The organism is Pseudomonas sp. 58 R 3 (genome assembly GCF_900006605.1).
GTDB classification, from domain to species: domain Bacteria; phylum Pseudomonadota; class Gammaproteobacteria; order Pseudomonadales; family Pseudomonadaceae; genus Aquipseudomonas; species Aquipseudomonas salomonii.
The window spans coordinates 24,953-48,664 of sequence record NZ_CVTT01000081.1 but is presented as its reverse complement, the minus strand read 5'-3'; the positions used below and the strand labels follow the sequence as shown (position 1 = coordinate 48,664).

Below are 23,712 nucleotides of genomic sequence, written 5' to 3'. Positions count from 1 at the left end.
AAACAGGGCAGCCGACGACGTAACGCCGTCGAGTCTGGCCGGGGAATGCAGGTATCGACCGGGAAGGGAGGTATAAGGTTCACCGCCCCGGCGTATCACTTAGCGTAGCAAGGGTCAGACGTTTCGGCATCAACCCTGACGGAACACCAATGCCTTCAAACCGCTCTGCGGGTCGACATCGGGAAATTCCGGCGGGTTTTCCAGCCGCTGTACAAAGCGCAGGCCCGGTGCCTCGCGGGTTACGCCGTCAATCAGGAAGTCCTCACCGAAGGCCGGGTCGTTCATGCAGGCCAATACGGTGCCTTGGGCCGTGAGCAAATCCGGCAGGCGGCGCAGCACGCGTTGGTAGTCTTTGGTCAGCAGGAAGCTGCCCTTCTGGAAGGACGGTGGGTCGATGATCACCAGATCGTAAGGGCCGCTGTTGGTCACCTTGGCCCACGACTTGAACAGGTCGTGGCCCAGGAAGCTGACGCGGCTCAGGTCATGACCATTGAGGCGATGGTTATCGCGCCCGCGACTCAAGGCGCCACGGGCCATGTCCAGGTTCACCACATGGTCGGCACCGCCTTCGATGGCCGCCACCGAGAAACCACAGGTGTAGGCGAACAGGTTGAGCACACGCTGGCCCTTGGCCTGTTCGCGCACCCAGTTGCGGCCGTAGCGCATGTCGAGGAACAGCCCGCTGTTCTGTTTTTTACCCAGGTCGATCAGGTAACGCAGGCCGCCTTCGGTAATGGTCAACTCGTCTACAGCTTCGCCCGAAAGCCATTCGGTGGTGCTTTGCGGCAGGTAGCGGTGTTGCAGGGCAACTGTGTAAGCATTGAACTGTGTTTGCAGCAGCTGCTTAAGGGCTTCGAGCTGCGCAGGCTCGGGTTCCTTGAACAATGAGACCAGCAGCACGCCCTGCAACCAGTCCACCGTCAGTTGCTCCAGGCCCGGCCAGCAGCGGCCACGGCCGTGGAACAGGCGCCGGGTTTCACTCGGCGGGTTGGCCAGGGCGGTGAGCAAATGGGCGTGCAGGGTAGCGAGTGCGTCTGGGTTCATCGTTGAGCGTCAATCGTTGAGCGGGCGGCATTTTAAACACAGTCACTGACATAAACTGGAAAAAAAGCCCGGAGGTGATCAGTTACAGATGTGCTAACTGACACTTCGCTTTCGCGAGCAGGCCCGCTCCCACATTGGTTTTGTGCTGCCGCTCAGATACTTGCGATCAATGGCGCGCCAAAAGACTCACGCAAAAAGCCCGGTGCGATATAGCGCTCGTAATGCGCCTCGGACAGCAGGAAAAACTCGCGGTCAATCGCATCACGCAAATCCGCCAGGTGACGCTCGCGAAACTCCGGCAGCAGCGCCAGCCCATACGCATCCAGTTTGGAAATCACCCGCGCGCCCCGGGCAATCAGCTGGTACGCCCAGCAGTACGGCGACTGGTGTGGCACGAAGCGAATTTTGCGGGTTTCAAGTTGCAGGCGCAAAAGCTGCGGGTCAAACACCTCAAGCTTGCTGGCCATCACCTGCACCAGCAACTGTTCCAGGCGCAGCCACACCGCCTGTTTTTCCTCGGCGTTGTAGCCATTCCATTGAATGACTTCATGGTGATAACGCTTGCAGCCCCGGCAGACCAGGTCGCCGTAAACGGTGGAGCACAGGCCGACGCAGGGCGTTTTGATGGTTTGGTTGGGCATAAAAGGCATTTTGCAAAGTCTGTAGAACACCACGGACCTAATGTGGGAGCGGGCTTGCTCGCGAATACGGTGGATCAGTCGATGTATCTAGCGACTGACACGCCGCTTTCGCGAGCAAGCCCGCTCCCACAATTTTAGATCTGCTTCATAGATCAATCCCAGCTCAACGCGCCGCCGGTCTGGTACTCGATCACGCGGGTTTCGAAGAAATTCTTCTCTTTCTTCAAGTCCATGATTTCGCTCATCCACGGGAACGGGTTAGTCGTCCCTGGGTATTCTTCTTTCAAACCAATCTGCGACAGACGACGGTTCGCGATGAACTTCAGATAATCCTCCATCATCGCCGCATTCATCCCCAACACCCCACGCGGCATGGTATCGCGCGCATATTCAATCTCCAGCTGCGTCCCCTGCAGAATCATCTGGGTCGCTTCTTCCTTCATCTCGGCATCCCACAAGTGCGGGTTTTCGATTTTGATCTGGTTGATCACATCGATACCGAAGTTCAGGTGCATCGACTCGTCACGCAGGATGTACTGGAACTGTTCGGCCACGCCGGTCATTTTGTTGCGGCGGCCCATGGACAGGATCTGGGTGAAGCCGCAGTAGAAGAAGATGCCTTCCAGGACGCAGTAGTAGGCGACCAGGTTGCGCAGCAGTTCTTTGTCGGTTTCGACGGTGCCGGTTTCGAACTTCGGATCGGAGATCGAACGGGTGTATTTGAGGCCCCAGGCGGCTTTTTTAGCCACCGATGGAATCTCGTGGTACATGTTGAAGATCTCGCCTTCATCCATGGCCAACGATTCGATGCAGTACTGGTAGGCGTGGGTGTGGATCGCTTCTTCGAAGGCCTGGCGCAGGATGTACTGGCGGCACTCCGGGTTGGTGATCAGGCGGTACACGGCCAGTACCAGGTTGTTGGCGACCAGGGAGTCGGCGGTGGAGAAGAAGCCCAGGTTACGCATGACGATGCGGCGTTCGTCGTCGGTGAGGCCTTCAGGGTTTTTCCACAGGGCGATGTCGGCGGTCATGTTGACCTCTTGCGGCATCCAGTGGTTGGCGCAGCCGTCGAGGTACTTCTGCCAGGCCCAGTCGTACTTGAAGGGCACGAGTTGGTTGAGGTCGGCGCGGCAGTTGATCATGCGCTTTTCGTCGACGGCGACGCGGGCGGCGGAGCCTTCGAGTTCGGCGAGGCCTTCGGCGACGTCGAGTTTGTCTAGGGCGGCCTTGGCGCGGATGATCGCAGCCGAGTCGTTGGCGGTGACGTTGCGCGCTTCCAGGGCGGCGGCAGCACCGGCACCGTCGAGGCGGTCCATGTTGGCTTCGCTGGCGTGGCCGGCGTTGGCGCCTTTGATCACCGCTGCACCGGTGTCTTCGTTGTCGACTTCATCCCAACTCAACATTGAAATTCTCCTTCCTGGTACTCGAAAAATAGGTTTTTGCAGGCTTCAAGGCATTGAAATACTGCGCAGAGTGTGGTCGGTAAATACCGGTACTGCACACTATGTAGTGGTGGTTTGTGTTTGTGGGCACACTATATGGTGTGTAACAAAACAGGTCAACGCACAAGATGTGCGGTCTTGGGTCGCGGCGCAGCGCCGGTTGAGCTATAAAACCTGGGTTCATTGGCTGCCGGTGGAATTTCAAGGGAATGAAAAAAGTACTGATTCGATCCGCCCTGCTGGAAGACGCGCAAAGTGTCTTCGAGGTGCATAAGAACTCTGTCGAAAACCTCTGCACGGGCGACTATGGCCCCGAGCAGATCGCCATGTGGCTCAACGGCCGCTCACCCGCGACCTACCGCGAGGCCATCGCCGCCGGCAACCTGTGGCTGGCGTACACCGACAGGCTGCAGGGGTTTATCGAGATCGATGGCAATGAAATCAGCAAGCTGTTCGTGCGCGGCGCTGCCGCCGGGCAGGGCATTGGCGCACGCTTATTGAATGAAGCCTTGCAGCGCATCAAGAACGCCGGCCATGCCAAGGCCTGCCTGGAAGCGACCCTCAACGCCGAAATGTTCTATGCCGCATTCGGCTTTGAAAAGGTCGGCGAGGGCACTTTCAGTCGGGGCAACAGCCCGGTGTCCATCGAGATCATCAAGATGGAGCTCGCCCTGTAGCGGTGGGTCTACCAACCACGCAGTCGCTCCCGGACCTGCACGTCACCGTTGTGCAACACCGCGTTGTCACTGTGCTCGGCACGCTCAGGGGACAGCGGCCAAATTGACGGCCTGTCCAGAACTGGATATGTTGTCTTGCATGAAAAAGACCGCTCCTGAAGAAACCACCCTCATCAGCCAGCTCGAACAGATTGCCGAAGGCTTGAGCAAAACCTTCAGCCCGTTCTGCGAAGTGGTGCTGCACGATTTGCGCGACCCGCAGCAGGCGATCCTGGCGATCCATAACAACCTCTCCGGGCGCTCGCCGGGCGACCCGACCACCGAGTTGGGCCTGGCGCGGATTGCCGACCCCGACTACCCGCAGATCATTGCCAATTACCGCAATCAGTTCGCCGATGGGCGCCAGGTCAAAAGCACCTCGATCGGCATCAAGGACACCAGCGGCAAGTACGTCGCGGCCTTGTGCATGAACGTCGATCTCTCATTGTTCCGTGGCCTGCAGGGCATGCTCGAGCAATTTGGCTCGGTCACCGGCGACACCCTGATTGAATCCCTGGAGCCGTCCGGCGCCGATGTGATTCGCACCCGTATCGACCAGTTCGCCGCACGCCTGGCCACCACGCCGCGCGCGCTCAAGGCGGCGGATCGACGGCTGTTGCTGCAAGAGCTCAAAGACTCGGGCTGCATGGACATTCGCCGGGCCATGGAAACCGTGGCTGCGCACCTGGGCGTGTCACGGGCGGCGGTCTACACCTACGCCAGGTAGCGCGCCACAGCTTCAATCTCCACCCGGTAACCGTGGTGCAACTCGGGCACCGGCACCACCGCGCGGGCAGGGCGGTGCTCGCCCAGCGCGGCGGCGTAAATACGGTCGAATTGCGCCCAATGCTGCACCCCGGCCACATACACCGTGACTTTCACCAGATCCTGCGGCGTGCCACCGGCGGCTTTCAGGATGGCCAGCAGATTAGCCAGCGCAAGCCGGGCCTGTTCGGCAAACGATGCTTCAAGGTTGTGGCGCCCGTCAGGGCTGACCGGCAATTGCCCGGAGATATACAGCGTGTCGCCGTGGCTGACGGCCTGGGAGTAGTGCCCGGCAGGCGCCGAGGCGGTCTCGGTGTGGATGATGTTCATGGCGCCTCGCTGAGCAGCGCGGCGTAGCGCGCGATGTCGACGTTGCCGCCGGTGACGATAATGCCCACGCGCCGGCCCTTGAACCGCTCGCCCAGCTGGCGCAACGCGGCCAGGCCCAGGCAGCCGGTGGGTTCGACCACCATTTTCATGCGTTGCATAAAGAACTTCATCGCGGCCACCAACTGCGCGTCGGAGACGGTGAGGATGTCGCTGACCTTGTCGCGGATGATCGGGAAGGTGTAGTCGCCCAGGTGTTGGGTTTGCGCACCGTCGGCGATGGTCGCCGGGGTGTCGATGTGCACGATGCTGCCGGTCTGGAATGAACGCTGGCCGTCATTGCCTGCTTGGGGCTCAACACCCAACAGCTGGCAATCGGGGGCCAGCGCACGGGTCGACAACGCGGTGCCCGAGAGCATGCCGCCACCCCCCAGACCGACGAACAGGGCGTCGAGGGGGCCGCTGAATTCCAACAGTTCCTTGGCGGCCGTGCCTTGGCCGGCGAGGATGTGTGGGTGGTCGTAAGGCGGGATCAACGTCATGCCATGCTCAACCGCCAAGGTGCGACCGATTTGCTCACGGTCCTCGTTGAAGCGGTCATACAGCACCACGCTGGCGCCATATTCCCGGGTGGCGGCGACCTTGGCGGCGGGCGCGTCGGTGGGCATCACGATGGTCGCCGGCATGCCCAGCAATTGGGCGGCCAACGCAATGCCCTGGGCATGGTTGCCGGAGGAGAACGCCACCACCCCGGCCTTGCGCTGCTGCGCGTCGAACTGCGAAAGGGCGTTAAACGCACCGCGAAACTTGAACGAGCCGGTGCGTTGCAGGTTTTCACATTTGATAAACACCTGGGCGCCGGTTTCGGCGTCAAGGGTGCGTGAGGTGAACACCGGTGTTTGATGGGCGAAGCCTTCAAGGCGTTGGGCGGCGGCGACGACATCGGAATAGTCGGGCAATTGCATGGGCAGACCTCATGGGCGTATCTGGATAAAATATCCACATAAAGACAAATAGTAAAGACTGGTTTGTCACCCAGGGCATAAACACGATGTTGAAAAGAGCATGGTGCACCCGCGCGATATTAAATAGAATGAATCTCATTTGAGACTCACTCGCGCCGCGCAGGTTGCTTGCCATGACTGATGCTGTTGCCCCGTCCCACACTGGCGAACTGACCTTGTCGAGTTTGTACCGTGATCATCGCAGCTGGCTCGAAAGCTGGTTGCGACGGCGCCTGGGCAACGCCTGGGATGCAGCGGACCTGACCCAGGACACCTTCGTGCGGGTGCTGGCCAGTGCCCAGCCGATTGCACACATGCAGGAGCCACGGGCGTATCTGGTGACGGTCGGCAAGCGCTTGCTGGCCAACTTTCATCAGCGCCGCAGCCTTGAGCAAGCCTATCTGACGGCGCTGGCGAGTTTGCCCGAGACCTGCGTGCCGTCACCCGAGCAACGCTGGCTGGTACTGGAAACCCTGCACGCCCTGGATGAGTTGCTTGACGGTTTGCCGCAAGTGGTGCGCCGCGCCTTTCTGTGGAGCCAGTTGGAGGGCCTGGGCTATCGCGAGATTGCCGAGCGGCTCGACGTTTCTGAGCGCACGGTCAAGCGCTATATGGCCCAGGCTTATGAACATTGCTTGCTGGTGGACATGTGAGCCGCGAGGTTGCGCGCGCCGCCGCCCACTGGTTGGCGCTGCTGGAATCCGGCGCGGCCACCGAGCGTGACCATGCCAATTTGCAGGCTTGGCGCGACAGCCATCCTCAGCACGAACAGACCTGGCAGAAGGCCCAATCACTGCGCCGGCGCTTTAGTGACTTGCCCCAGGCCGTGGCAATGGCCAGCCTCGACCGCCCGCAACCGGGGCGGCGTGCGCTGCTCAAACGGGCCCTGGGCGTGGCGGCGCTGGTGCCGACCGCTTGGTTGATCAGCCGCCAGTTGCCCATCGAGGCGTGGCGGGCTGATTTGCACACCGCCACCGGCGAGCGCAAGCGCCTGCCATTGGCCGATGGCAGCAGCCTGCAACTCAATACGGCGACGGCGGTGGATGTCGACCTGGCACAGCGGCGCATCACGCTGGTGGACGGCGAACTCGCGCTGACGGTTCCGGGCGCAGCGGCGATCAGTGTGCACACGCGCTATGGCCAGGTAGCAGTGCGCCAGGCCGACGTGTGCGTGCGGCAATTGGCGTCCGGCTGCCGGGTGTCGGTGTTCAAGGGCGCAGTGCAGGTGCGTGATCTGACCGGGCAATTGACGACGTTGAACAGCGGTGAGCAAGCCTGGTTAAGGCCTCGCGGGCTGAGTGCCGGGGCGGTGTTTGATGTGCAGCAACTGGGCTGGCGTGACGGCGTATTGACCGCGCAGAACCAACCCTTTGGGGATTTCCTGCGCGAGCTGGAACGTTACCGCCCTGGTGTGTTGCGCTGGGACCCGAGCCTGGAAACGCTGCGGGTCACCGGCAGCTTTCGCCTGGATGACACCGATCGCATCCTCACGCTGCTGGCCCAGACCCTGGGGTTCGAAGTGCGAGCGCGCACGCGGTATTGGGTGACACTCAGTCGAACCCTGGCCTAGATCACATGCGCGCGCTGCAACTCGGTCAATGCCTGTGCCTTGAGCTGCGCCAGCGCCGGGTCACGCCGGCCCCGTGGGTGTGGCAGGTCGACTGCCAGTTCCTGGCGGATACTGCTCGGCCGGTTGTCCATCACCCGCACCCGCTCACTCAAGTACAGCACTTCGTCGACATCATGGGTCACCAGCAGCAAGGCAATCGAGCAATAACACCTGCGGGCGTGAATACAGCCCGCGTGCAATGGTCACGCGTTGCGCCATGCCGCCGGGCAAGGCCTTGGGCAGCGCCTGGGCGTTGAACGGCCGTTGGCAGGCGATCACCTTTTATATATCTATATCGTATAAATAAAGACTTATATATTCCTTTTAATATCGATGCCGATAACGCATTTTGAGGGCCTGCGCATTCGTGCGGATTGACCCAACAGCCAAAAGGAAAGCCGACATGACCATCAAAGCGATCAACGTGCGCAACCAGTTCAAGGGCGTGATCAAGGAAATTCTGCTGGGCGAAGTGGTGTCTGAAATCGACGTGCAAACCGCGTCCGGCATCGTCACCTCAGTGATCACCACCCGCTCGGTGCGTGACCTGGAATTGAAAGTGGGCAGTGAAGTGATTGCCTTTGTGAAGTCGACTGAAGTGTCGATCGCCAAGCTGTAAATGTGTTCGCAAGTGTGGGCACTGGCAAGCCAGCTCCCACATTGTGCGATGTCTCTTCAGATAGTTCGTGGGCCACCGCCGCCCGACTGATGCGTCTGCGTTTTAGCGCTGACGCAGTGCACGTTCCATGCGTTGCAAACCCTCTTCGAGCATCACCCGTGGGCAGCCGAAGTTCAGGCGCACGAACTGCTGGCTGTCATCACCGAATTCGATGCCTGCGCTCAGTCCGACCTTGGCCTGTTCCAGAAAGAACTGCTGCGGGTCGGCGAGGCCCAGGGCGCTGCAATCCAGCCAGGCCAGGTAGGTGCCCTGGGGCGCGTGCATCACCACGCCAGGCAAGCGGTTTTGCACGGCGTGCAGCAGATAATCACGGTTGGCTTGCAGGTACGGCACCAGTGCGTCCAGCCATTCGCTGCATTGGCTATAGGCGGCGCGGGTGGCTTCCAGGCCCAGCGGGCTGACGCTGTCGACCATGCCGCAGCGGGCATTGTTGAAGCGCTCGCGCACCTCGGCATTTTGCACCACGGCAAAGCAGGTCTTCAGGCCGGCGACGTTATAGGCCTTGCTCGCCGACATCAGGGTAATGGTGCGTTGGGCGATCTCGGGGCCGAGGCTGGCGGTGGGAATATGGCGACGGCCGTCAAAGCACAGCTCGGCATGGATTTCGTCACTGATGATCAGTGCACCGTTGTCCATGCAGGCATTGGCCACGGCCAGCAATTCTTCACGCGCAAAGACCTTGCCCACTGGGTTGTGCGGGTTGCTCAGCAGCAGCGCACCGGCGCCGTTCAGCGCCTGGCGCATGGCGGGCATGGGGGTGATGTACTCGCCATTGATCAATTCAAGCGGCACTTCGATACGCGGCAGGTTCCAGTGGCCCGGTGCCAGGCGGATCGGCCGGTAGTTCGGGGTTTGCAGCACCACGGGCTGGCCCGGTTGTACGAACGCGTGCAGGGCCATATTGAAACCAGGCTCGACACCGGGCAGGAACAGCAACTCTTCAGGCTGTACGCGCCAGGCGTACTTGGCCCACAGGTCCGCGATGATGGCTTCGCGCACATCCGGGCCAGCCACGCTGTAGCCCAGGACCTGCTGGTCGAGGCGTGCGTGCAGGGCTTGCAGAACGGCCGGTGGCGCGGCGATATCCATGTCGGCGATCCACATCGGCAGAACGTCTTGCGGGTATCGGTTCCACTTGGTGCTGCCGGTGCCTTGGCGGGGGTGGATCGTGTCGAAATCAAAGCTCATGGGGCGCTCGTATCAGGGAGGCAGGTGCAGGAATGGCGCTGATTCTAGCCCCAGCCCCGGTGATAAGGAACAAGTGTTTTTGGGTATAAGCGAGGACGAAAACACCTTGAGACGGGGGGCTGAAAAGCAACGCTTCTAACAGAAAGTTCGCAGATAAATCTGATAGTTACACACGGTGTGTGTTTGTAGGTTAGCCCTCTACGGCATGCCTGTTACACGGGTAGCGCTTCACTTTATTTATACTTGGAAGTCTTCATGTCGCACGTCTCCTCGGCTACGACTCAACGGTTCTCTGGCTATGTTCAACCTGCGCTTACCGACACATCGCCGCCTGTACAACCCGCTGAGCACAGCCGAACCCGCAGGGATACCTCTACGGTCGAGGTTCGGGGCCGGGTAACACCGCCTGCCTCCCTACCGGATAACAAAGTGCTTGAGCATTTTGTCAGCAAGATGAGCGACGCCGCTGTGGGGCCAGGGCATGCCGATTTTAAACAAGGCTATGACACTCCCTCGGCCGTCACGCTGCCGGGGTATTCAGCAAAAATGAGCGACTTGGCGCTGATGCGGTTGGCACTGAATCAGCCATTGAGCCCGCAGCAACTGGGAGCACTGCGATACAGGGTTGAGCAACGCCTGATCAGTGGCCCGCATGACGATGCGAGAATATTTACCAAGGTGATCACGGACAACGGGGTGAAGGTCACGCCCCTGCCACAGGGTTATTACCTGTCTTTAATCAATAAGTTATCGGACGGGCAATGTTCGGGGTTTTGCCATCTTTTGTCGTTGGCCGTGGCAGAGGGCAAGCAGGATACGTTTTTGAGCAATGTTTACCAGGCGCTGGCGCATCCGGATGATCCCGAATCCCAAGTGTTTTTTCGCAAGCTGGCCGAGGTGCATGGCAAGGTTGATGATCGTAGCGTTGCGCATGACCCGGCGACCAGAAAGGTTCAAGCCTATACACAGATTGCGCCGCGACTTTACACCGCGACTGAGACCACAACCCTGTTGATCAGCGCTGACGAGCATCGCCTGACGGCAGGGGTTATCGTCGACGCTACAGGCGCTCGAACCTACTATTACAATGACCCGAATATCGGGTTTACGACGTTTTCTTCTAAGGAAGCGTTTGAAAAAGGCTTGAAAAGGATATTTACCAGCTCCGAATTGAAACATTTACATCAGCCGTATAACAAAGACAGCGCTAAACCCGAATATCTGATCAGTGTGTTCAAACCTGACCATGTGCCTGAGGTTTCCAGCGACAATAACGCTATACGTTTCATGTTCGACGCGCCCTTGAACGGCCTTGATAACGTTAAGGTGATCGACGCCACGCGTGTGCCAACCAAAGAGGCATTCGGTAAACAGGCGCCGGCCCCGGCCGCACAGGGGGCGGCGGACTATGAGAAAATTACGCAAGGCTTGGGCAAGCTGCATGATTGCCAGGGGATGTCACAATTTGATCATGCGAAAGAGACATTAAAGTCCGTTCAGGACTATATCGGGAAATACCCGGACTCCCCACTGTTGTCGCCCATGAGGGAGCTCGAGCACAGTTTGATCAACGCCATCAAGGCGGCCGCTGCGCCTGTTGGATATCCCTATGCCTTCGAGCGTATAGAGCAACAGCGATCCTCTCTGGCCAACAAACAAATCGGCACGCCATTCAATTCGCGTACCGAGGTTGTTCGAGGGACGACGTTTGATATCGTCAGCCCAGCCGGCAGTGACCCCGTCAGGTCTGAGCAGGTAGCCAAGGCGGTGGACGCAGCGCTGCAACGCATTCAGTCCAAAACCCCGAAAAAAGCCTTGGCGGTGGCCGGTGACATCGACGTGGTTATTGCCAAACCGGGCGATCATCCGCAAACGAAGCTGCTGTTCAGCAATCCGCCCACGTTGATTATCGGCGACGACTTTTTCGCGCCTGCCGCTTCGGCGGACACTACCGTCGCCGATCGCGTTGGCTATCGGGCTGGGGTCGAAGGCCTTGACTCCGTCACCAAGAAGCAAGCCGCGTTGATCGCCGGCAAGCTCGGTATGCTTGGCTATTACAAAGCCGATGCCAAAGGGTTCCTGGAAGTGATCGCCAGCAAGGAACCATTTCGCGAGGCCGGCCCTCAAGACAGTCAGCGTGCAGGTAAAAGCCCACGGGATTTCTTGGAAGAGACTTATACGTCGCGTCTCTATGAAGGCAAGCTCAACCCACAGACCAAGGCAGCGCACGACAAACTGTTTCCTACAGTAACCAGCCCCTCGGCTCCGATCGCTACGCCACCGGGCCAGGCAGTGACGCCGCCCAAAACACCCGCGCAAGCATCGCCGACGGTCACTGCAGTCACACCGCCAAAGACGGTACCCGCGATTGACCCAGCGGTAATGGAACGCCTGAAAAAGCTTGATGCCAGCCAGCCGCCCATTAAGTTCGGTGAAATCGAGGTCAGCCGCGTCGAGCTTTACAAAATGGGCGTAAACCTCAATGGCGCGCCGATCGAGACGCAGATGCCCGATGATCCAGACGGCAGAAAGATGGTCGGCGCGATGGACATTGACTATCTGCGTCTGGAAGCATTTATCAAATCCGGGTCGGATGCTGTCAGCGAGCGTGCAAGTAATGTGCTTGCTGAGATCGCCTCCCTGCGTGAATCCACTGTACCGCTGCTGAGCAGGCGGGACGGCGGCACTATCCCGGAGGCGCTGCAACAATCCGTTAATGACATGTCGCGGCATGCTGCCGCCATCCGCGATATGCGGCGCAGCAATAAACCGCTTCCCGCGGACTTTTTTTCTGCGGGCACACCCGGTAAAACAGGCGCGACTGACTCGGGAGGCCTGGGTTTTCGGGCCTTCAGTACCTTTCAAGGGTTGCGCAGTTCCATTGAGAGCATTCAACGTGGTGACACCACGGCGGGCGCCATAGGGCTGGGCGCTGTAGGGGCTGACTACGTCGGAATTGGCGTGGAGACGGGGCTCAATAAAGTGGCGCAGAAGGTAGTCAACCGGGCCGCACCGACGATACTCAGTTTTCAATCGTCCTCCGTGGGCAAGATGATCGGTAAAGTGGCAGGAGGGGCCGGTTTAGTTATCAGTATGCCGTTTGATATTTACACGGCTGTCGATTCGTTTAAAAAAGCGGGGCGTAGCACCGATAAAGAAGCTCAGGATCACTATGTCAATGGTGCATTCGCCGTTGCCAATGCCGCTACGTCGATCGCCCTGGGGGCAGCGTTTCTCGCCGGAGCCAGCAGCGCCGGGCCGGCTGGGCTGGTGGTAGCAGCGGGCTTGATGGTTGCACAGTCAATTTATTCAGCCGTGCGTACTGTGCAAGACATTGATAAATACACACCGTTGACAGGCAACCAGAAGTTTACGCTTGGCTTGAAGTCATTCCTGGGCTTTGCACCGGGGTTTGATGTGATGAAGCCCTACTTGCAAGCGAAATACTCCCATGAACACGATGACAACATCCGGGCTCTCTACAAGGCGTTTCTGGAAGGGCCAGGCAAGGATCTTTATGAACGTGTTGTGTATGGCGACACCAAGGTCGAGGTCACACAGGTCCCGGGGAAGGTTCCGCTGACTCCCGCACTCTGGTGGAACATTCCGAGTTTGCTGCTGAACCTGATTAAAGTGGATGGCAAAGTCCCGGCCGCGCACTTGCGCGGCGGTAATGATCGCATTACCGCACCTGAAGACTCCTGGGATGGCATGTCGATCAAGCCTGTCGAAGGTGTACCGGGCGGTGGAAGAGGCACGTTCTGGGTGTTGGGTGACGGAGATGACGTGGTGGCGGGCTCAAGGAAAAAACACAATTATTTTTCTTTCGAGGGCGGCAAAAAGCTGATCACCGGCGGAGACGCCGACGATACCTTTAACTTCAATGCCGATGCACGCCAGACACTCGAGCAAATGCGGCAGGTGCAGGACACCGAGAAAAACGGGTTCAGCCCAAAGGCCTCAGAACTCTGGGGCGGCGAGGGCACCAATACGCTGAGCTTTTCGGGTGAGCTGCGTACCACTTACAGCGTCGATGGCGAGTCGAAAACAGCGGCCTATTTAGGGCACGTCATCGACTTTAAAACCGGTGCGGTTTCGGTCAACGCCCAGGACTCCAAAACCAATGGTGTCACGCCAATTGCGTATTTCCATGCTTTCTCCAATGCCGTCACGGTTGAAAATGGAGAAAGTTATATCCAGGGGAATGATCAAGACAATCACCTGACGTTGAACGGCAAAAAGGACGTGGTGCTGACGGGCAAAGGCGCCAACGTGATTGTTATCAATGGTGGCGCCGACATTGTCGGCCAGGGTGGGTTTAATACCTACGAAATCAACAAGGGTTATCAGGCTGTGACCATCAATGATCCGGTCGAAAGTGTTATCAAACTGGACTACAGCGCCTCGCAGGTTTTCGATTGGGGCGTTACGCGTGAGGGTGACCTGGTGGCCACGCTCAAGGGCGACGAGCCTGGGGAATACCGGACGTTGTTTATCAAGAATGCCTACCCCATGGGCGGGACGGAGGATAAGGCCAAGCCCACTTTCCTCACCAATGATGGCGTAATGATAACGATCAATGCCCCACGCAAGGCGGGTTCGGATGACCGGGTCGTGCAGGTAAACCGTTTGAAAGTCGATACCCCCAAGGCATGACGAACGCTGACTGGCCCATGGAGGGGCCAGTCGAGCTGCGCACTCAAGCGTGCCCCGCATTCAGCTGGGGCGGATCGCTTCGTACAGCTGCCGGTGTGCCTGTTCCACGGCGCGGGCCACCGCTTCTTCGCCGCGCACCATGGCGCCCAGGTAAACGAAGTCCACCGAATGGATACCCACCGTAGACAGGATGGTGGTCATATAGGGCGTGAGAAAGTCCGGCTCATGACCCTTGCGCGCATTGCCGCTGCTGACCAGCACAAAGGTGCGTCGATCCTCAAGCAGGCCGACCTTTTCAAACTGCGCATTGATGGTAAAGCTGCGATGGATGCGCACCACATGGTCGATCCAGACCTTAAGCGCCGCCGGCACGGTGAAGTTGTGCACCGGCGTGCAGATGATCAACAGGTCGCAGGCTTCCAGTTCGACGATCAACTGTTCCGACAACGCCGTGGCGCTGCCACTCAAACCGCCCGGGGTGGTGAGTGCGTTCGCGTATTCCCGGCTCAGCGGCGCCAGCGCCTGGCTGCCGTAGTCGCGCTCGATGACGTCGGCGCCAGGCACCAGGTCGTTGAGCAGGGCACGGGCCAGCTTGAAGGTCTGCGCGGCCTTGCCGTGGGGGCTGAAACTGAGGAGCAGGGCGCGGGTCATTGGCTCAGGTCCTGGGAAAAGTGCATGCCTCGCGGCAGCAGGCCTTGGCGAAAGTAGAAACGCTGGGCCAGGGCCATATGCAGGCCGGTGTCCAGCACCAGGTAACGATAACCGCGGGCGCGGGTTTCTGCGCGGACCCGGTCGAGCAACTGCTCGCCCAGGCGACGGCGCTGCAAGGTGGCGTCCACCACCAGGTCATCGACGTAGATAAACTCACCGTACAGGGTGTTTTCCGTCAGGCGATAGCCGGCCAGGCCAATGACCTTGCCGTGTTCACGCGCGGCCAGCAGGTGATAGCCGTGCTGGCGCTGGCGCTGAACCTGGGCGGCGAAACGGGCGGCGTCGGTCAGGTGCGGGCGCAGTTGCTGCATCACGGCAAAGCTTGCAACGCAGTCGGCCTCGGTTTCCATGAGGGCGAACTCGACGTGCTCATTGGTCATTGAGGTTCACCAGGTGGGCCTTGATCGCCTCCGGTGCCTTACGAAAACTGATGGCCACGCGGTTCAAGGCGTTCATCAAGGAAATGGCCAGGGTCAGGTCGGCGACTTCCTTGTCGTTGAACACCGTGGCCACGGCGGCGTAATCGGCGTCCGGCACGTGGGTTTGCGCCACCTGGGTGACCACTTCGGCCCAGGCCAGGGCGGCTTGTTCACGCACCGTGAACAACGGCAAGGCTTCATGCCAGGCGGCCAGCAGCATGATCTTTTCCAGGCTTACGCCTTGCTTGAGCAGGTCGCGGGAATGGGAGTCCAGGCAATAGGCGCAGCCATTGAGCTGCGAAACCCGCAGGTACACCAGTTCAATCAGTTCTTTCTCCAGGCCACAGCCATGCACATAGCTGTGCACGGCGCCCAGGGCCTTGTAACCAACAGGGGCGGCGTGGCCGTAATCGAGACGGTGTTTCATGGGTGATCCTCGGGTTGCGTTAAGAGATGCGCCATTTTCGGTGGTGGCCGGGTCGCTCGACAGGGGCATGATTGGACAAGTGGGTTGGGACATGATCAGACTCCACCTTGTCGTCCTGCCGAGCCTCCTTGTGATGTCGTCATTGCCCAAATATCAGGAAATCTACCGGCGCTTCCGCCTGGCCATCGACCAGGGCCAACTCGGCCCCGGTGATCGGGTGCCGTCGGTGCGCAGCCTGGCGCTGGAACTCAAGATCGCCCGTGGGACCGTGGAGGCGGCTTACCAATTGCTGGTCAGCGAGGGTTTTTTCGAGGCGCGTGGGCAGGCGGGCACTGTGATTGCGCGGACATTGCCGCAGGTGGCGATGAAGCCCCAGCCTGCCGCACCGCCGCCGACATCGGCGCCGCCAGCCTTGCAAATGGGCCAGCCGGCGCTGGATGCCTTCCCGCGCAAGCTCTGGGCGCGGCTGGTCACCCAGCAGGTACGCCGCACCGACGCCGACAGCCTGGCCATGGGCGACGTGCGCGGCGCCCAGGCGTTGCGCGTCGCGATTGCCAGTTATCTCGCGCTGTACCGGGGCGTGGAATGCACCCCCCAACAGGTATTTATCTGTTCGGGGTATGCCGGCTCCCTGACCCTGATGTGCGACGCGCTGCAGATGGCCGGGCAGCGCTGCTGGTACGAAGACCCGGGGTATGTGCATGCGCGGCAGTTGTTGCTCCATCAAGGGGTTGAGCTGGTGCCGGTACCGGTCGACCGTGATGGCCTGGATGTGGCGCAGGGCATTCAGCGTGAGCCGCAGGCGCGATTGGCGATTGTCACGCCGGCCCACCAGAGCCCGCTGGGTGTGGCGTTGAGCCTGGCGCGGCGCCAGGCGTTGCTGGCCTGGGCGCAAGCGCAGGGCAGTTGGGTGCTGGAGGATGATTACGACAGTGAGTTTCGCTACCAGGGCCAGCCATTGGCGGCGCTCAAGAGCCAGGACGTGCACGACCGGGTGATCCATGCCGGGAGCTTCAGCAAGATGCTGTTTCCGGGCTTGCGCTTGGGCTATCTGGTGGTGCCGGCGGCCTTGGTGGAGGTGTTCGGGCGCAGCGCCGAGGCCTTGCAGCAGCGCGGTGCGCAGTTGTTGCAGTTGACGGCGGCGGATTTTCTCGAGCAGGGCCACTTCACCCGGCACTTGAAAAAGATGCGTCAGTTGTATGCGTTGCGAAGGGGCTTTTTGGTGGTGGCGTTGCAACTGCATTGCGCGGATTTTTTACGCGTGGATGAACAGGCCGGGGGGATTAACCTGTTGGCGCGGTTGCGGGTGCCCGTGCCGGATCGTGTGGTTGCCAAGGCCGCCAATGAGGCGGGGTTGGCGGTTAACGCCTTGTCGTCTTGGACCCTTGAGCCGGGAGGTGCACAGGGTGTGTTGATGGGCTTTACCAATGTGGCGACGGCGGAACAGGCCACTGAGCTGGCGGTGAAGCTTCGGCAGATACTGCAGGCATGTCACCCGTAAAAGGTGGGAGCGGGCTTGCTCGCGAATCGTCGCACCGCCGCTCCCACATTTAGATCATGTTCTGCTTCAAACCGTCAGGGTTTTACGGGTGTTGGCAGCGTCACCAGGTTGACATAGCCATCCCGGAATTTCTGCTTCTGCTACTGCTTCGTAGGCAGGATGATTCATCCGCAAAACATTGTTGTTATTAACGGTTCACCAGTTTCGCCGGCAAGGCGATGACCAGGAAGCTGCTGAGAATCAGGCAGCCGGCGAAAAACCACAAGGCACCCGCACTGCTGCCGGTGACGTCGATCGCAACCCCCATCAACGAGTTGCTGACCAGGCCTGCGATATTCGCCAGCGAACAGGCCAGGGCAAAGCCGGTGGCCGCTGCGGTGCCTTTGAGGAAGGTTGCCGGCAGGCTGAAAAACACCGGCACGGCGCCGATGATGGCGGCTGACGCGATGGCGAACAGCAACACGGTGGCAACCACACTGTGGGTAAAGAACGTACTGGTGGCCATCGCCGCTGCGCCGATGAAGAACGGCACGATGATGTGCCAGCGGCGTTCGCGGTGTTTGTCGGAGCTGGCGCCGATCAGCAGCATGCCCAGCAGCGCCGCAACGCTGGGCAATGCAGTCAGCACGCCGATGTGGAAGGTGTCGGTCACCCCGGCGTTGCGGATGAAGGTCGGCATCCAGAACCCCATGGCGTAGGCGCTGAGCAGGATCGAAAAGTCGATGCCGCCGAGCATCCACACCTTGAGGTTGAAGAAACCGTCACGGAAGCTGTGCTTGCTGCCGGTGGCGTCGGCGTCGTCCTTGCGCAGTTCGCTTTCCAGCAAGGCTTTTTCTTCGTCCGACAGCCATTTGGCCTGCTGAAAGGAATTGGGCAATGCCCAGAAGGTCAGCACGCCGAGCAGGACGCTGGGCACCGCCTCGATCAGGAACAGCCACTGCCAGCCACGCAGGCCGCCCAGGTTGTCGAAGTGGCCCATGATCCAGCCTGACAGCGGGCCGCCGATGACGCTGGACAACGGCAGGCCGATCATGAACAGCGCGATGATGCGCCCGCGTCGGTGCGTCGGGAACCAGGTGGTCAGGTAATACAAAACGCCCGGCAAAAAGCCCGCTTCGGCGGCGCCGAGCAGAAAGCGCAGGATGTAGAACTGGGTGGTGGAAGTAACCAGCATGGTGCAGGCCGAGAGCAGGCCCCAGGTGATCATGATGCGTGCGATCCAGATCTTCGCGCCGACCCGTTCAAGTACCAGGTTGCTGGGCACTTCAAAGATGATATAGCCGACGAAAAACAAGCCGGCTCCCAGGCCGAACGCGGTTTCGCTGAAGTGCAGCTGGTCGAGCATCTGCAACTTGGCGAAGCCGATGTTGATACGGTCCAGGTAGGCGGCCAGGTAGCAGAAACACAGGAACGGAATCAGCTTCCAGGTGATCTTGTGGTAGAGCGTGGTAACGGGTTCGGCGACCGTAGTCGCGGGTGCTGCATTCGCAATGGGCATTGTGGGTGTCTCCTGGCGGTGACTTATGGTTTTTATACAGCCGCTTTTTTCCAGCACTTTGGAGTGCTGTAGAAGCGACGTCCAAAGGCAGTGACAGAAGATTGAGGTGTCCCTGTTGGAGGTGATCAAGTGTGGGAGCGGGCTTGCTCGCGAAAGCGGTGTATCAGGTGTCATCTCTATGACTGACACATTGCCTTCGCGAGAAAGCCCGCTCCCACATTCAATTGCATTCCAAGGTGGGGCGCTCAGTTTTTCCGGACCACGCTCTTTGTCGTGGTTCCTGTTGAATCCTTATTACTCCTTGAACTTGCTCATCGCCTCCTGCTTGCTCACCACATCGCCATACTTACTGTCGATGTCGAACAGATTGGCTGCATGGGGCGCCGGGTGTCGGTCGCCGACGCATTCGCGTACGACGATGGTGCGAAACCCATGCTGTACCGCATCCACGGCGGTGGCGCGGATGCAGCCGCTGGTGGAACAGCCGGCCAGCACCACGGTGTCGATGCCTTGGGCGTGCAGCATCGGGGCCAGGCTGCTGCCGAAGAAGGCGCTGGCGTACTGCTTGGTGATCACCACTTCATTTGCCTGGGGCAACACCTCGATACAGAACGCGGCGAGCGGGTTGCCCTCGACCATGTCTTTCATCACCGGGGCTTTCTTGACCCAGATACCGCCATCGGCGAAATGGCCGGGATGGTAGCGGATATTGGTGTGCACCACCGTAATCCCGTGCTGGCGAGCAGTGGCCAGCAGCTCGACGCTTTCAGCCACGGCCACCACCACTTCAGGGGCATACAACGGCGCGCCTTCGGTGGTGTAGCCCTGCATAAAGTCGATCATCAGCAGCGCGGATTTTTTGCCGAAGCCGATGCGATTGCCCCAGACGCCCTGGTAGTTGGCGTCGGCGGATTGTTCGCTCATCGTAAAACTCCTCAGTAAGCGCCGGACAGCAAGGCGCCGGCGCCGGGCACGACAGGCTCCAGGTCCAAGGCCTTGAGCATCGCGTAAGTGGTGGCGATGGCGGCGGTGAGCACCGGTTTGCCGGTTTGCGCTTCAACCTTGGCCACCACCGGCAGCGACTGCATCTGCACGCAGGCCGAAAGCACGATCACGTCCACGCCTTCCAGGTTCATGCCGGCGACGATCGCCGGCAAGTTGGCCGGGTCGTGGCGCGCCACTTCGAGGTTGTCGGGGATCTCCAGGGCGCGCCAGTCCACCACGTCAAAGCCTTCTTCGCGGATGTAGTTCACCACCAGCTCGGTCAGCGGCTTCATGTACGGCGCGACGATGGCGATGCGCTTGGCGCCCATCACTTTCAAGCCTTCGATCAAGGCGCCGGCGCTGGTGATCACCGGCGCGTTGGCATCGTTGTCTGCGGTGGCTTTACGCAAGCGCTGTTCGGAATTGCGGTGATAACCCAGACCCATGGCCATGATTGCCACCAGGCACGCATAACCCAGCACGTCGACCTTGGCGTCGGACAGCTCGATGGCACAACGGTCGGACTCGCCGTCCATGGCCGCCAGTTCTTCCTTGCGCACCTGCTTCATGCGCATGCGGCTGGAGTGAAAGGTAAAGCGTTCGGGGCGGATTGCCTGGCGCGCATTAAGCATCGCCGGGATCTCGGTTTCCATGGTGGTGTTGGAGCTCGGCACGATCTGGCCGATGCGGTAAGGCTTAAGCATGGGTGGCGTCCTTATTGTTGTGTGAGGAAGCCGTCGAGGGCGGCAAAAAAGCCCTCAAGGTCATCCCACGGAATCATGTGCCCGGCGTTCGGCACGTGGGCGACCTGGAGCGCGGGCTGCAGGTTCTGGATTTCGGCGATGTCTTCGTCGAGGATCACGCCGCCGCGCCCGGCCACCATCAACAGGGCAGGGGCCTTGAGCTTGGGCAGGTGCTGGTGGAAGTCGACCGTGTGGAAGTCGTTGAAGGCACGCACGATGGCCGGCTCATAACAGGTGTGCAGCCACTCGGCGCGCAGCTGCAGTTGCTCGACGGTCCAGGTGGCGCAGAAGGCGCGCATCGCATCAGCGTCCATGCCGACCAGCGATTGGCGGATCGAGTCGACGTACCATGGCAGCTTGCTGGGGTATTCACGCCGGCCGGGGCCGGACACAGGCGGGTCGATCAGCACCACGCGGTTGACGCCCTGGGGGTGCATGACCGCGCTGTGCGCGGCAAACCGCGCGCCCATGGAGTGGCCGACCAGGTCGTAGCTATCGAGCCCAAGCGCATCGGCAAACGCGCCGATGTCCTCGGCGCAGGTGTCTGCGCTGTAGTCCAATTGCGGCCCGGTGGACGACAAACCGCGCCCGCGCACATCCAGCACGTAAGTGTCGAACCGGGCGCCAAGGCGCTCAGCCACAAAACCCCAGGTAATCGCCGGGCTGGTGATGCCTGGGATCAAAATCAGCGCCGGGCCTTTGCCGCCGTAGCGCAGGTAGTGCTGGCGAATGCCATTGGCTTGCACATGGGCGCCGAATAGAAAGGTACTCACGCGGCCACCCCCGATTTCAGCTCCTGGGCGTACAGGTCATAACCGTAGACCCAGGCCGGGTCTTCCTGGGTGCGCAGCCAGGTGTTGGCGTTGGACACCGCTTGTACGCGGGACGCGCGTTCCTTGCGGTTGGCTTCGTAGAGCTGGAACGCCGTGCGGTAGTCGCTGATGCCGGTTTCCTGCAGGCAGCGGGTGAGCATGGCCGCGTCTTCGATGGCCATGCCGGCGCCCTGGGCCATGTGCGGTTTCATCGGGTGGCAGGCGTCGCCCAGCAACACCAGGCGGCCACGGCTCCACAGCGGCAACGGGTTACGGTTGCGCAGCGGCCATTTGGTCACGCTTTCGGTGGACTCGATCAGCGCCTGCACGGTGGGGTGGTAGCCCTTGAACGCGTCGAACATCTCTTCGCGGCTGCTGTCCACGAACGCGCCCTGGAAGTCCCATTCGGCATGGGGCACGCCGGTCACGTAGTAGTACTCGTCGCGCTTGCCGGTGGTGTAGTAGACCATCATGTGGCGGTCCTCGGTCCACCACTTGATGCAGTCTTCGAACTTCAAGTCGTACTTGGCCAACTGGTCGCCACGGATCAGCGCACGGTGCGCGACCCAGCCGCTGTACAACGGTTTTTCCACGCCGAGCAGCTCTTCGCGGATCCTGGAGTTGATGCCGTCGGCGCCGATCACGATGTCGGCGTAGGTCACTTCGCCGTCGGCGAAGGTCAGGCGCACTTGGGTATCGGTTTCTTCGAGGCTTTCCAGACGCTTGTTGAAGTGCAGGGTGCCGGGTTTGAGGGTCGACATTTGCAATGCGTGCAAGTCGCCACGGTGCACGGTGATGTAGGAGGCGCCATAGCCGGTGAGTGGGATGCGCGAGAGGTAGTCACCGCTTTCGCCGCAACGGCTGAACCAGTGCTCGGGGTGCGAGCCCATCAGGTCCAGCTGTTTTTCGATGCCCATGCGGCGGAAGATTTTCATGATGTTGGGCCCCATGTGGATGCCTGCACCCAAGCGGGAAAACTCCGGCGCCTGTTCGTAGATATCGACGTCGAAACCGGCTTGCTGCAGCAGGGTGGCCGCCGCCGCGCCGCCCAGGCCGGCACCGACGATGGCGATTTTCTGTGTGCTTCCCATGGGGCGTAAACCTCTCTCTTTTTGATTTTGGCGGCATCTGTCCGCAAGGTTTTTAAAGTGTATACGCTCATTTTTTGAAATGGGAAGCCTGCATTTAAAATTTTATTGTTTGACCGTATTTATCCTCTGTAACGGTTTTTGGCCTTTATCTGTAGGGTTTGTGTGGATTGGTAACGTTTTGGTGCACCACTTGCAGTTCGTCTTAAATTCGGGTCTTATCGTTTTTAATTGGTGTACACACTATAAAAATGCACCGGAGTGAAGCGTGATGCTTGAACTTGGTGCAGCCCCACAGGAGACAGGAAAATGCCGGTAAGCGATTGCGAACTCACCCAGATGTTTGAGCACGTGTTGAAACTGTCGAAGGTTGACCCGACCCAGAGCGTCGCCGTGCTCAAGAGCCATTACTCCGACCCGCGCACCGTGCGTGCTGCGATGGACGCGGCGCAGCGCCTGGGGGCCAAGGTGTATGCGGTGGAATTGCCGTCGTTCAACCATCCCAAGGCCATGGGCAACGACATGACCGCCTATTGCGGCGACACCGCGCTCACCGGCAATATCGCCGCCCAGCGCGCGTTGGAGGCCGCCGACCTGATCGTCGACACCATGATGCTGCTGCACTCGCCGGAGCAGGAGCAGATCCTCAAGACCGGCACGCGCATCCTGCTGGCCGTGGAACCGCCGGAAGTGCTGGCGCGCATGTTGCCCACCGAAGCCGACAAGGTGCGTGTGCTGGCGGCCGAGCAGTTGCTGAAAAAGGCCCGCTCGATCCACGTCAAATCCCGCGCCGGCAGTGATTTTCGCGCCGCACTGGGCCAATACCCGTCGGTCACCGAGTACGGGTTTGCCGATGAGCCTGGGCGCTGGGACCATTGGCCGAGTGGTTTCCTGTTTTCGTGGCCCAACGAAGAAACCGCCGAGGGCGTGCTGGTGCTGGATATCGGCGACATCCTGCTGCCGTTCAAGACCTACACCCGCGAGAAGATCACCCTGGAGATCGAGAAGGGATTTATCACTGAAATCCACGGTGGTTTCGAGGCCGAGTACCTGCGCGATTACATGAAGTATTTCAATGACCCGGAGGTGTACGGCATCTCCCATATCGGCTGGGGCTTGCAGCCCAAGGCGCAGTGGACGGCCATGGGCCTGCACGACAAAAACGACGGCATGTGCATGGATGCACGGGCGTTCTACGGCAACTTCCTGTTCTCCACCGGGCCGAATACCGAAGTGGGCGGCACGCGCAAGACGCCGTGCCATATGGATATTCCACTGCGAAATTGTGATGTGTACCTGGATGATGAGGCGGTGGTGATCGGCGGCGATGTCGTTGCACCATCAGCCTCCCTGGCACACTAAAGAGCCAAATGTGGGAGCGGGCTTGCTCGCGAATGCGGTGTGTCAGTCACCGAAGATGTTGACTGAATAGACGCATTCGCGAGCAAGCCCGCTCCC

At 60.1% G+C, this 23,712-nt stretch carries 22 protein-coding genes and 1 pseudogene; 8 read left to right on the top strand and 15 right to left on the bottom strand.

Annotation, left to right across the window (positions count from 1 at the left end; genetic code table 11):
• Positions 1-129: 129 nt before the first annotated feature.
• The 3 genes from BFP92_RS25505 to BFP92_RS25495 all read right to left on the bottom strand — a co-directional run bounded on the left by BFP92_RS25505 (position 130) and on the right by BFP92_RS25495 (position 3,088).
• The gene (locus BFP92_RS25505) at positions 130-1,044 is read right to left on the bottom strand and encodes a class I SAM-dependent methyltransferase (protein WP_065931630.1); all 915 of its coding nucleotides are present in this window, start codon (positions 1,042-1,044) and stop codon (positions 130-132) included.
• Positions 1,045-1,196: 152 nt separating this feature from the next.
• Complete coding sequence (locus BFP92_RS25500; protein ID WP_065931754.1) at positions 1,197-1,685, bottom strand: DUF1289 domain-containing protein; 489 nt, start codon at positions 1,683-1,685, stop codon at positions 1,197-1,199.
• A 152-nt stretch (positions 1,686-1,837) separates the two neighbouring features.
• On the bottom strand, positions 1,838-3,088 hold the full coding sequence (locus BFP92_RS25495; protein ID WP_005788524.1) for a ribonucleotide-diphosphate reductase subunit beta: 1,251 nt from the start codon (positions 3,086-3,088) through the stop codon (positions 1,838-1,840).
• Positions 3,089-3,336: 248 nt separating this feature from the next.
• Here BFP92_RS25495 and BFP92_RS25490 point away from each other — a divergent pair, with 248 nt between their 5' ends.
• Positions 3,337-3,804, top strand: coding sequence for a GNAT family N-acetyltransferase (locus BFP92_RS25490; RefSeq protein WP_065911723.1), 468 nt, complete (start codon positions 3,337-3,339; stop codon positions 3,802-3,804).
• A gap of 139 nt (positions 3,805-3,943) precedes the next feature.
• Positions 3,944-4,570 carry a helix-turn-helix transcriptional regulator gene (locus tag BFP92_RS25485; protein ID WP_065911721.1) on the top strand — a complete coding sequence of 209 codons (627 nt, stop codon included), beginning with the start codon at positions 3,944-3,946 and terminating at the stop codon, positions 4,568-4,570.
• On the opposite strand, the gene BFP92_RS25480 is transcribed toward BFP92_RS25485, so the two are convergent.
• Positions 4,558-4,938 carry a RidA family protein gene (locus tag BFP92_RS25480; RefSeq protein ID WP_065911719.1) on the bottom strand — a complete coding sequence of 127 codons (381 nt, stop codon included), beginning with the start codon at positions 4,936-4,938 and terminating at the stop codon, positions 4,558-4,560. The genes BFP92_RS25485 and BFP92_RS25480 overlap by 13 nt on opposite strands.
• A complete protein-coding gene (locus BFP92_RS25475; protein WP_065911717.1) occupies positions 4,935-5,900 on the bottom strand; it encodes a threo-3-hydroxy-L-aspartate ammonia-lyase in 966 nt (321 codons plus the stop codon). The genes BFP92_RS25480 and BFP92_RS25475 overlap by 4 nt, the downstream gene beginning before the upstream one ends.
• Before the next feature lie 173 nt (positions 5,901-6,073).
• Here BFP92_RS25475 and BFP92_RS25470 point away from each other — a divergent pair, with 173 nt between their 5' ends.
• Positions 6,074-6,592 carry a sigma-70 family RNA polymerase sigma factor gene (locus BFP92_RS25470; RefSeq protein ID WP_065911716.1) on the top strand — a complete coding sequence of 173 codons (519 nt, stop codon included), beginning with the start codon at positions 6,074-6,076 and terminating at the stop codon, positions 6,590-6,592.
• Positions 6,589-7,509, top strand: a complete 921-nt coding sequence (locus BFP92_RS25465) for a FecR domain-containing protein (protein ID WP_065911714.1) — start codon at positions 6,589-6,591, stop codon at positions 7,507-7,509. The genes BFP92_RS25470 and BFP92_RS25465 overlap by 4 nt, the downstream gene beginning before the upstream one ends.
• Here the strand turns inward: BFP92_RS25465 and BFP92_RS30780 are convergent.
• Positions 7,506-7,800 (bottom strand): annotated as a pseudogene (locus tag BFP92_RS30780) (ABC transporter ATP-binding protein); the annotation flags it as partial. The gene BFP92_RS25465 and the pseudogene BFP92_RS30780 sit on opposite strands and share 4 nt — an antisense overlap.
• A 151-nt stretch (positions 7,801-7,951) precedes the next feature.
• Between BFP92_RS30780 and BFP92_RS25455 the strand changes: the two are divergent.
• The gene (locus BFP92_RS25455) at positions 7,952-8,167 is read left to right on the top strand and encodes a TOBE domain-containing protein (protein WP_003173733.1); all 216 of its coding nucleotides are present in this window, start codon (positions 7,952-7,954) and stop codon (positions 8,165-8,167) included.
• 102 nt (positions 8,168-8,269) lie between these two features.
• Here the strand turns inward: BFP92_RS25455 and BFP92_RS25450 are convergent, their stop codons facing one another.
• The gene (locus BFP92_RS25450) at positions 8,270-9,415 is read right to left on the bottom strand and encodes a MalY/PatB family protein (RefSeq protein ID WP_065911710.1); all 1,146 of its coding nucleotides are present in this window, start codon (positions 9,413-9,415) and stop codon (positions 8,270-8,272) included.
• A 429-nt stretch (positions 9,416-9,844) separates the two neighbouring features.
• Here BFP92_RS25450 and BFP92_RS25445 point away from each other — a divergent pair, with 429 nt between their 5' ends.
• The gene (locus BFP92_RS25445; protein ID WP_239694234.1) at positions 9,845-14,071 is read left to right on the top strand and encodes a hypothetical protein; all 4,227 of its coding nucleotides are present in this window, start codon (positions 9,845-9,847) and stop codon (positions 14,069-14,071) included.
• A 60-nt stretch (positions 14,072-14,131) separates the two neighbouring features.
• Here the strand turns inward: BFP92_RS25445 and BFP92_RS25440 are convergent, their stop codons facing one another.
• Genes BFP92_RS25440 through BFP92_RS25430 form a run of 3 tightly spaced genes read right to left on the bottom strand, consistent with a single transcriptional unit; the run spans position 14,132 to position 15,628 of the window.
• Positions 14,132-14,722, bottom strand: coding sequence for an FMN-dependent NADH-azoreductase (locus tag BFP92_RS25440; protein ID WP_065911709.1), 591 nt, complete (start codon positions 14,720-14,722; stop codon positions 14,132-14,134).
• The gene (locus BFP92_RS25435) at positions 14,719-15,162 is read right to left on the bottom strand and encodes a GNAT family N-acetyltransferase (protein WP_065911707.1); all 444 of its coding nucleotides are present in this window, start codon (positions 15,160-15,162) and stop codon (positions 14,719-14,721) included. Before BFP92_RS25435 ends, BFP92_RS25440 begins: the two co-directional genes overlap by 4 nt.
• A complete protein-coding gene (locus tag BFP92_RS25430; protein ID WP_065911705.1) occupies positions 15,152-15,628 on the bottom strand; it encodes a carboxymuconolactone decarboxylase family protein in 477 nt (158 codons plus the stop codon). The genes BFP92_RS25435 and BFP92_RS25430 overlap by 11 nt, the downstream gene beginning before the upstream one ends.
• Positions 15,629-15,761: 133 nt before the next feature.
• Here BFP92_RS25430 and BFP92_RS25425 point away from each other — a divergent pair, with 133 nt between their 5' ends.
• Positions 15,762-17,129 (top strand): MocR-like pyridoxine biosynthesis transcription factor PdxR, encoded by a 1,368-nt coding sequence (locus BFP92_RS25425; protein WP_065911725.1) that lies wholly within the window; start codon positions 15,762-15,764, stop codon positions 17,127-17,129.
• Between the two features lie 187 nt (positions 17,130-17,316).
• On the opposite strand, the gene BFP92_RS25420 is transcribed toward BFP92_RS25425, so the two are convergent.
• From BFP92_RS25420 to BFP92_RS25400, 5 genes are all read right to left on the bottom strand, one after another.
• Complete coding sequence (locus tag BFP92_RS25420; RefSeq protein ID WP_065911703.1) at positions 17,317-18,627, bottom strand: MFS transporter; 1,311 nt, start codon at positions 18,625-18,627, stop codon at positions 17,317-17,319.
• A gap of 294 nt (positions 18,628-18,921) precedes the next feature.
• Entirely contained in the window at positions 18,922-19,551 is a 630-nt protein-coding gene (locus tag BFP92_RS25415) for an N-carbamoylsarcosine amidohydrolase (protein WP_065911701.1), read from the bottom strand.
• Positions 19,552-19,562: 11 nt separating this feature from the next.
• The gene (locus BFP92_RS25410) at positions 19,563-20,315 is read right to left on the bottom strand and encodes a maleate cis-trans isomerase family protein (RefSeq protein WP_058419668.1); all 753 of its coding nucleotides are present in this window, start codon (positions 20,313-20,315) and stop codon (positions 19,563-19,565) included.
• Between the two features lie 11 nt (positions 20,316-20,326).
• Positions 20,327-21,127, bottom strand: a complete 801-nt coding sequence (locus tag BFP92_RS25405; protein WP_065911700.1) for an alpha/beta fold hydrolase — start codon at positions 21,125-21,127, stop codon at positions 20,327-20,329.
• Positions 21,124-22,257 (bottom strand): FAD-dependent monooxygenase, encoded by a 1,134-nt coding sequence (locus BFP92_RS25400; RefSeq protein ID WP_065911699.1) that lies wholly within the window; start codon positions 22,255-22,257, stop codon positions 21,124-21,126. Before BFP92_RS25400 ends, BFP92_RS25405 begins: the two co-directional genes overlap by 4 nt.
• 306 nt (positions 22,258-22,563) lie before the next feature.
• Between BFP92_RS25400 and BFP92_RS25395 the strand changes: the two genes are divergently transcribed.
• Positions 22,564-23,616, top strand: a complete 1,053-nt coding sequence (locus BFP92_RS25395) for a 2,5-dihydroxypyridine 5,6-dioxygenase (protein WP_065911698.1) — start codon at positions 22,564-22,566, stop codon at positions 23,614-23,616.
• The last annotated feature ends 96 nt before the right edge of the window (positions 23,617-23,712 follow it).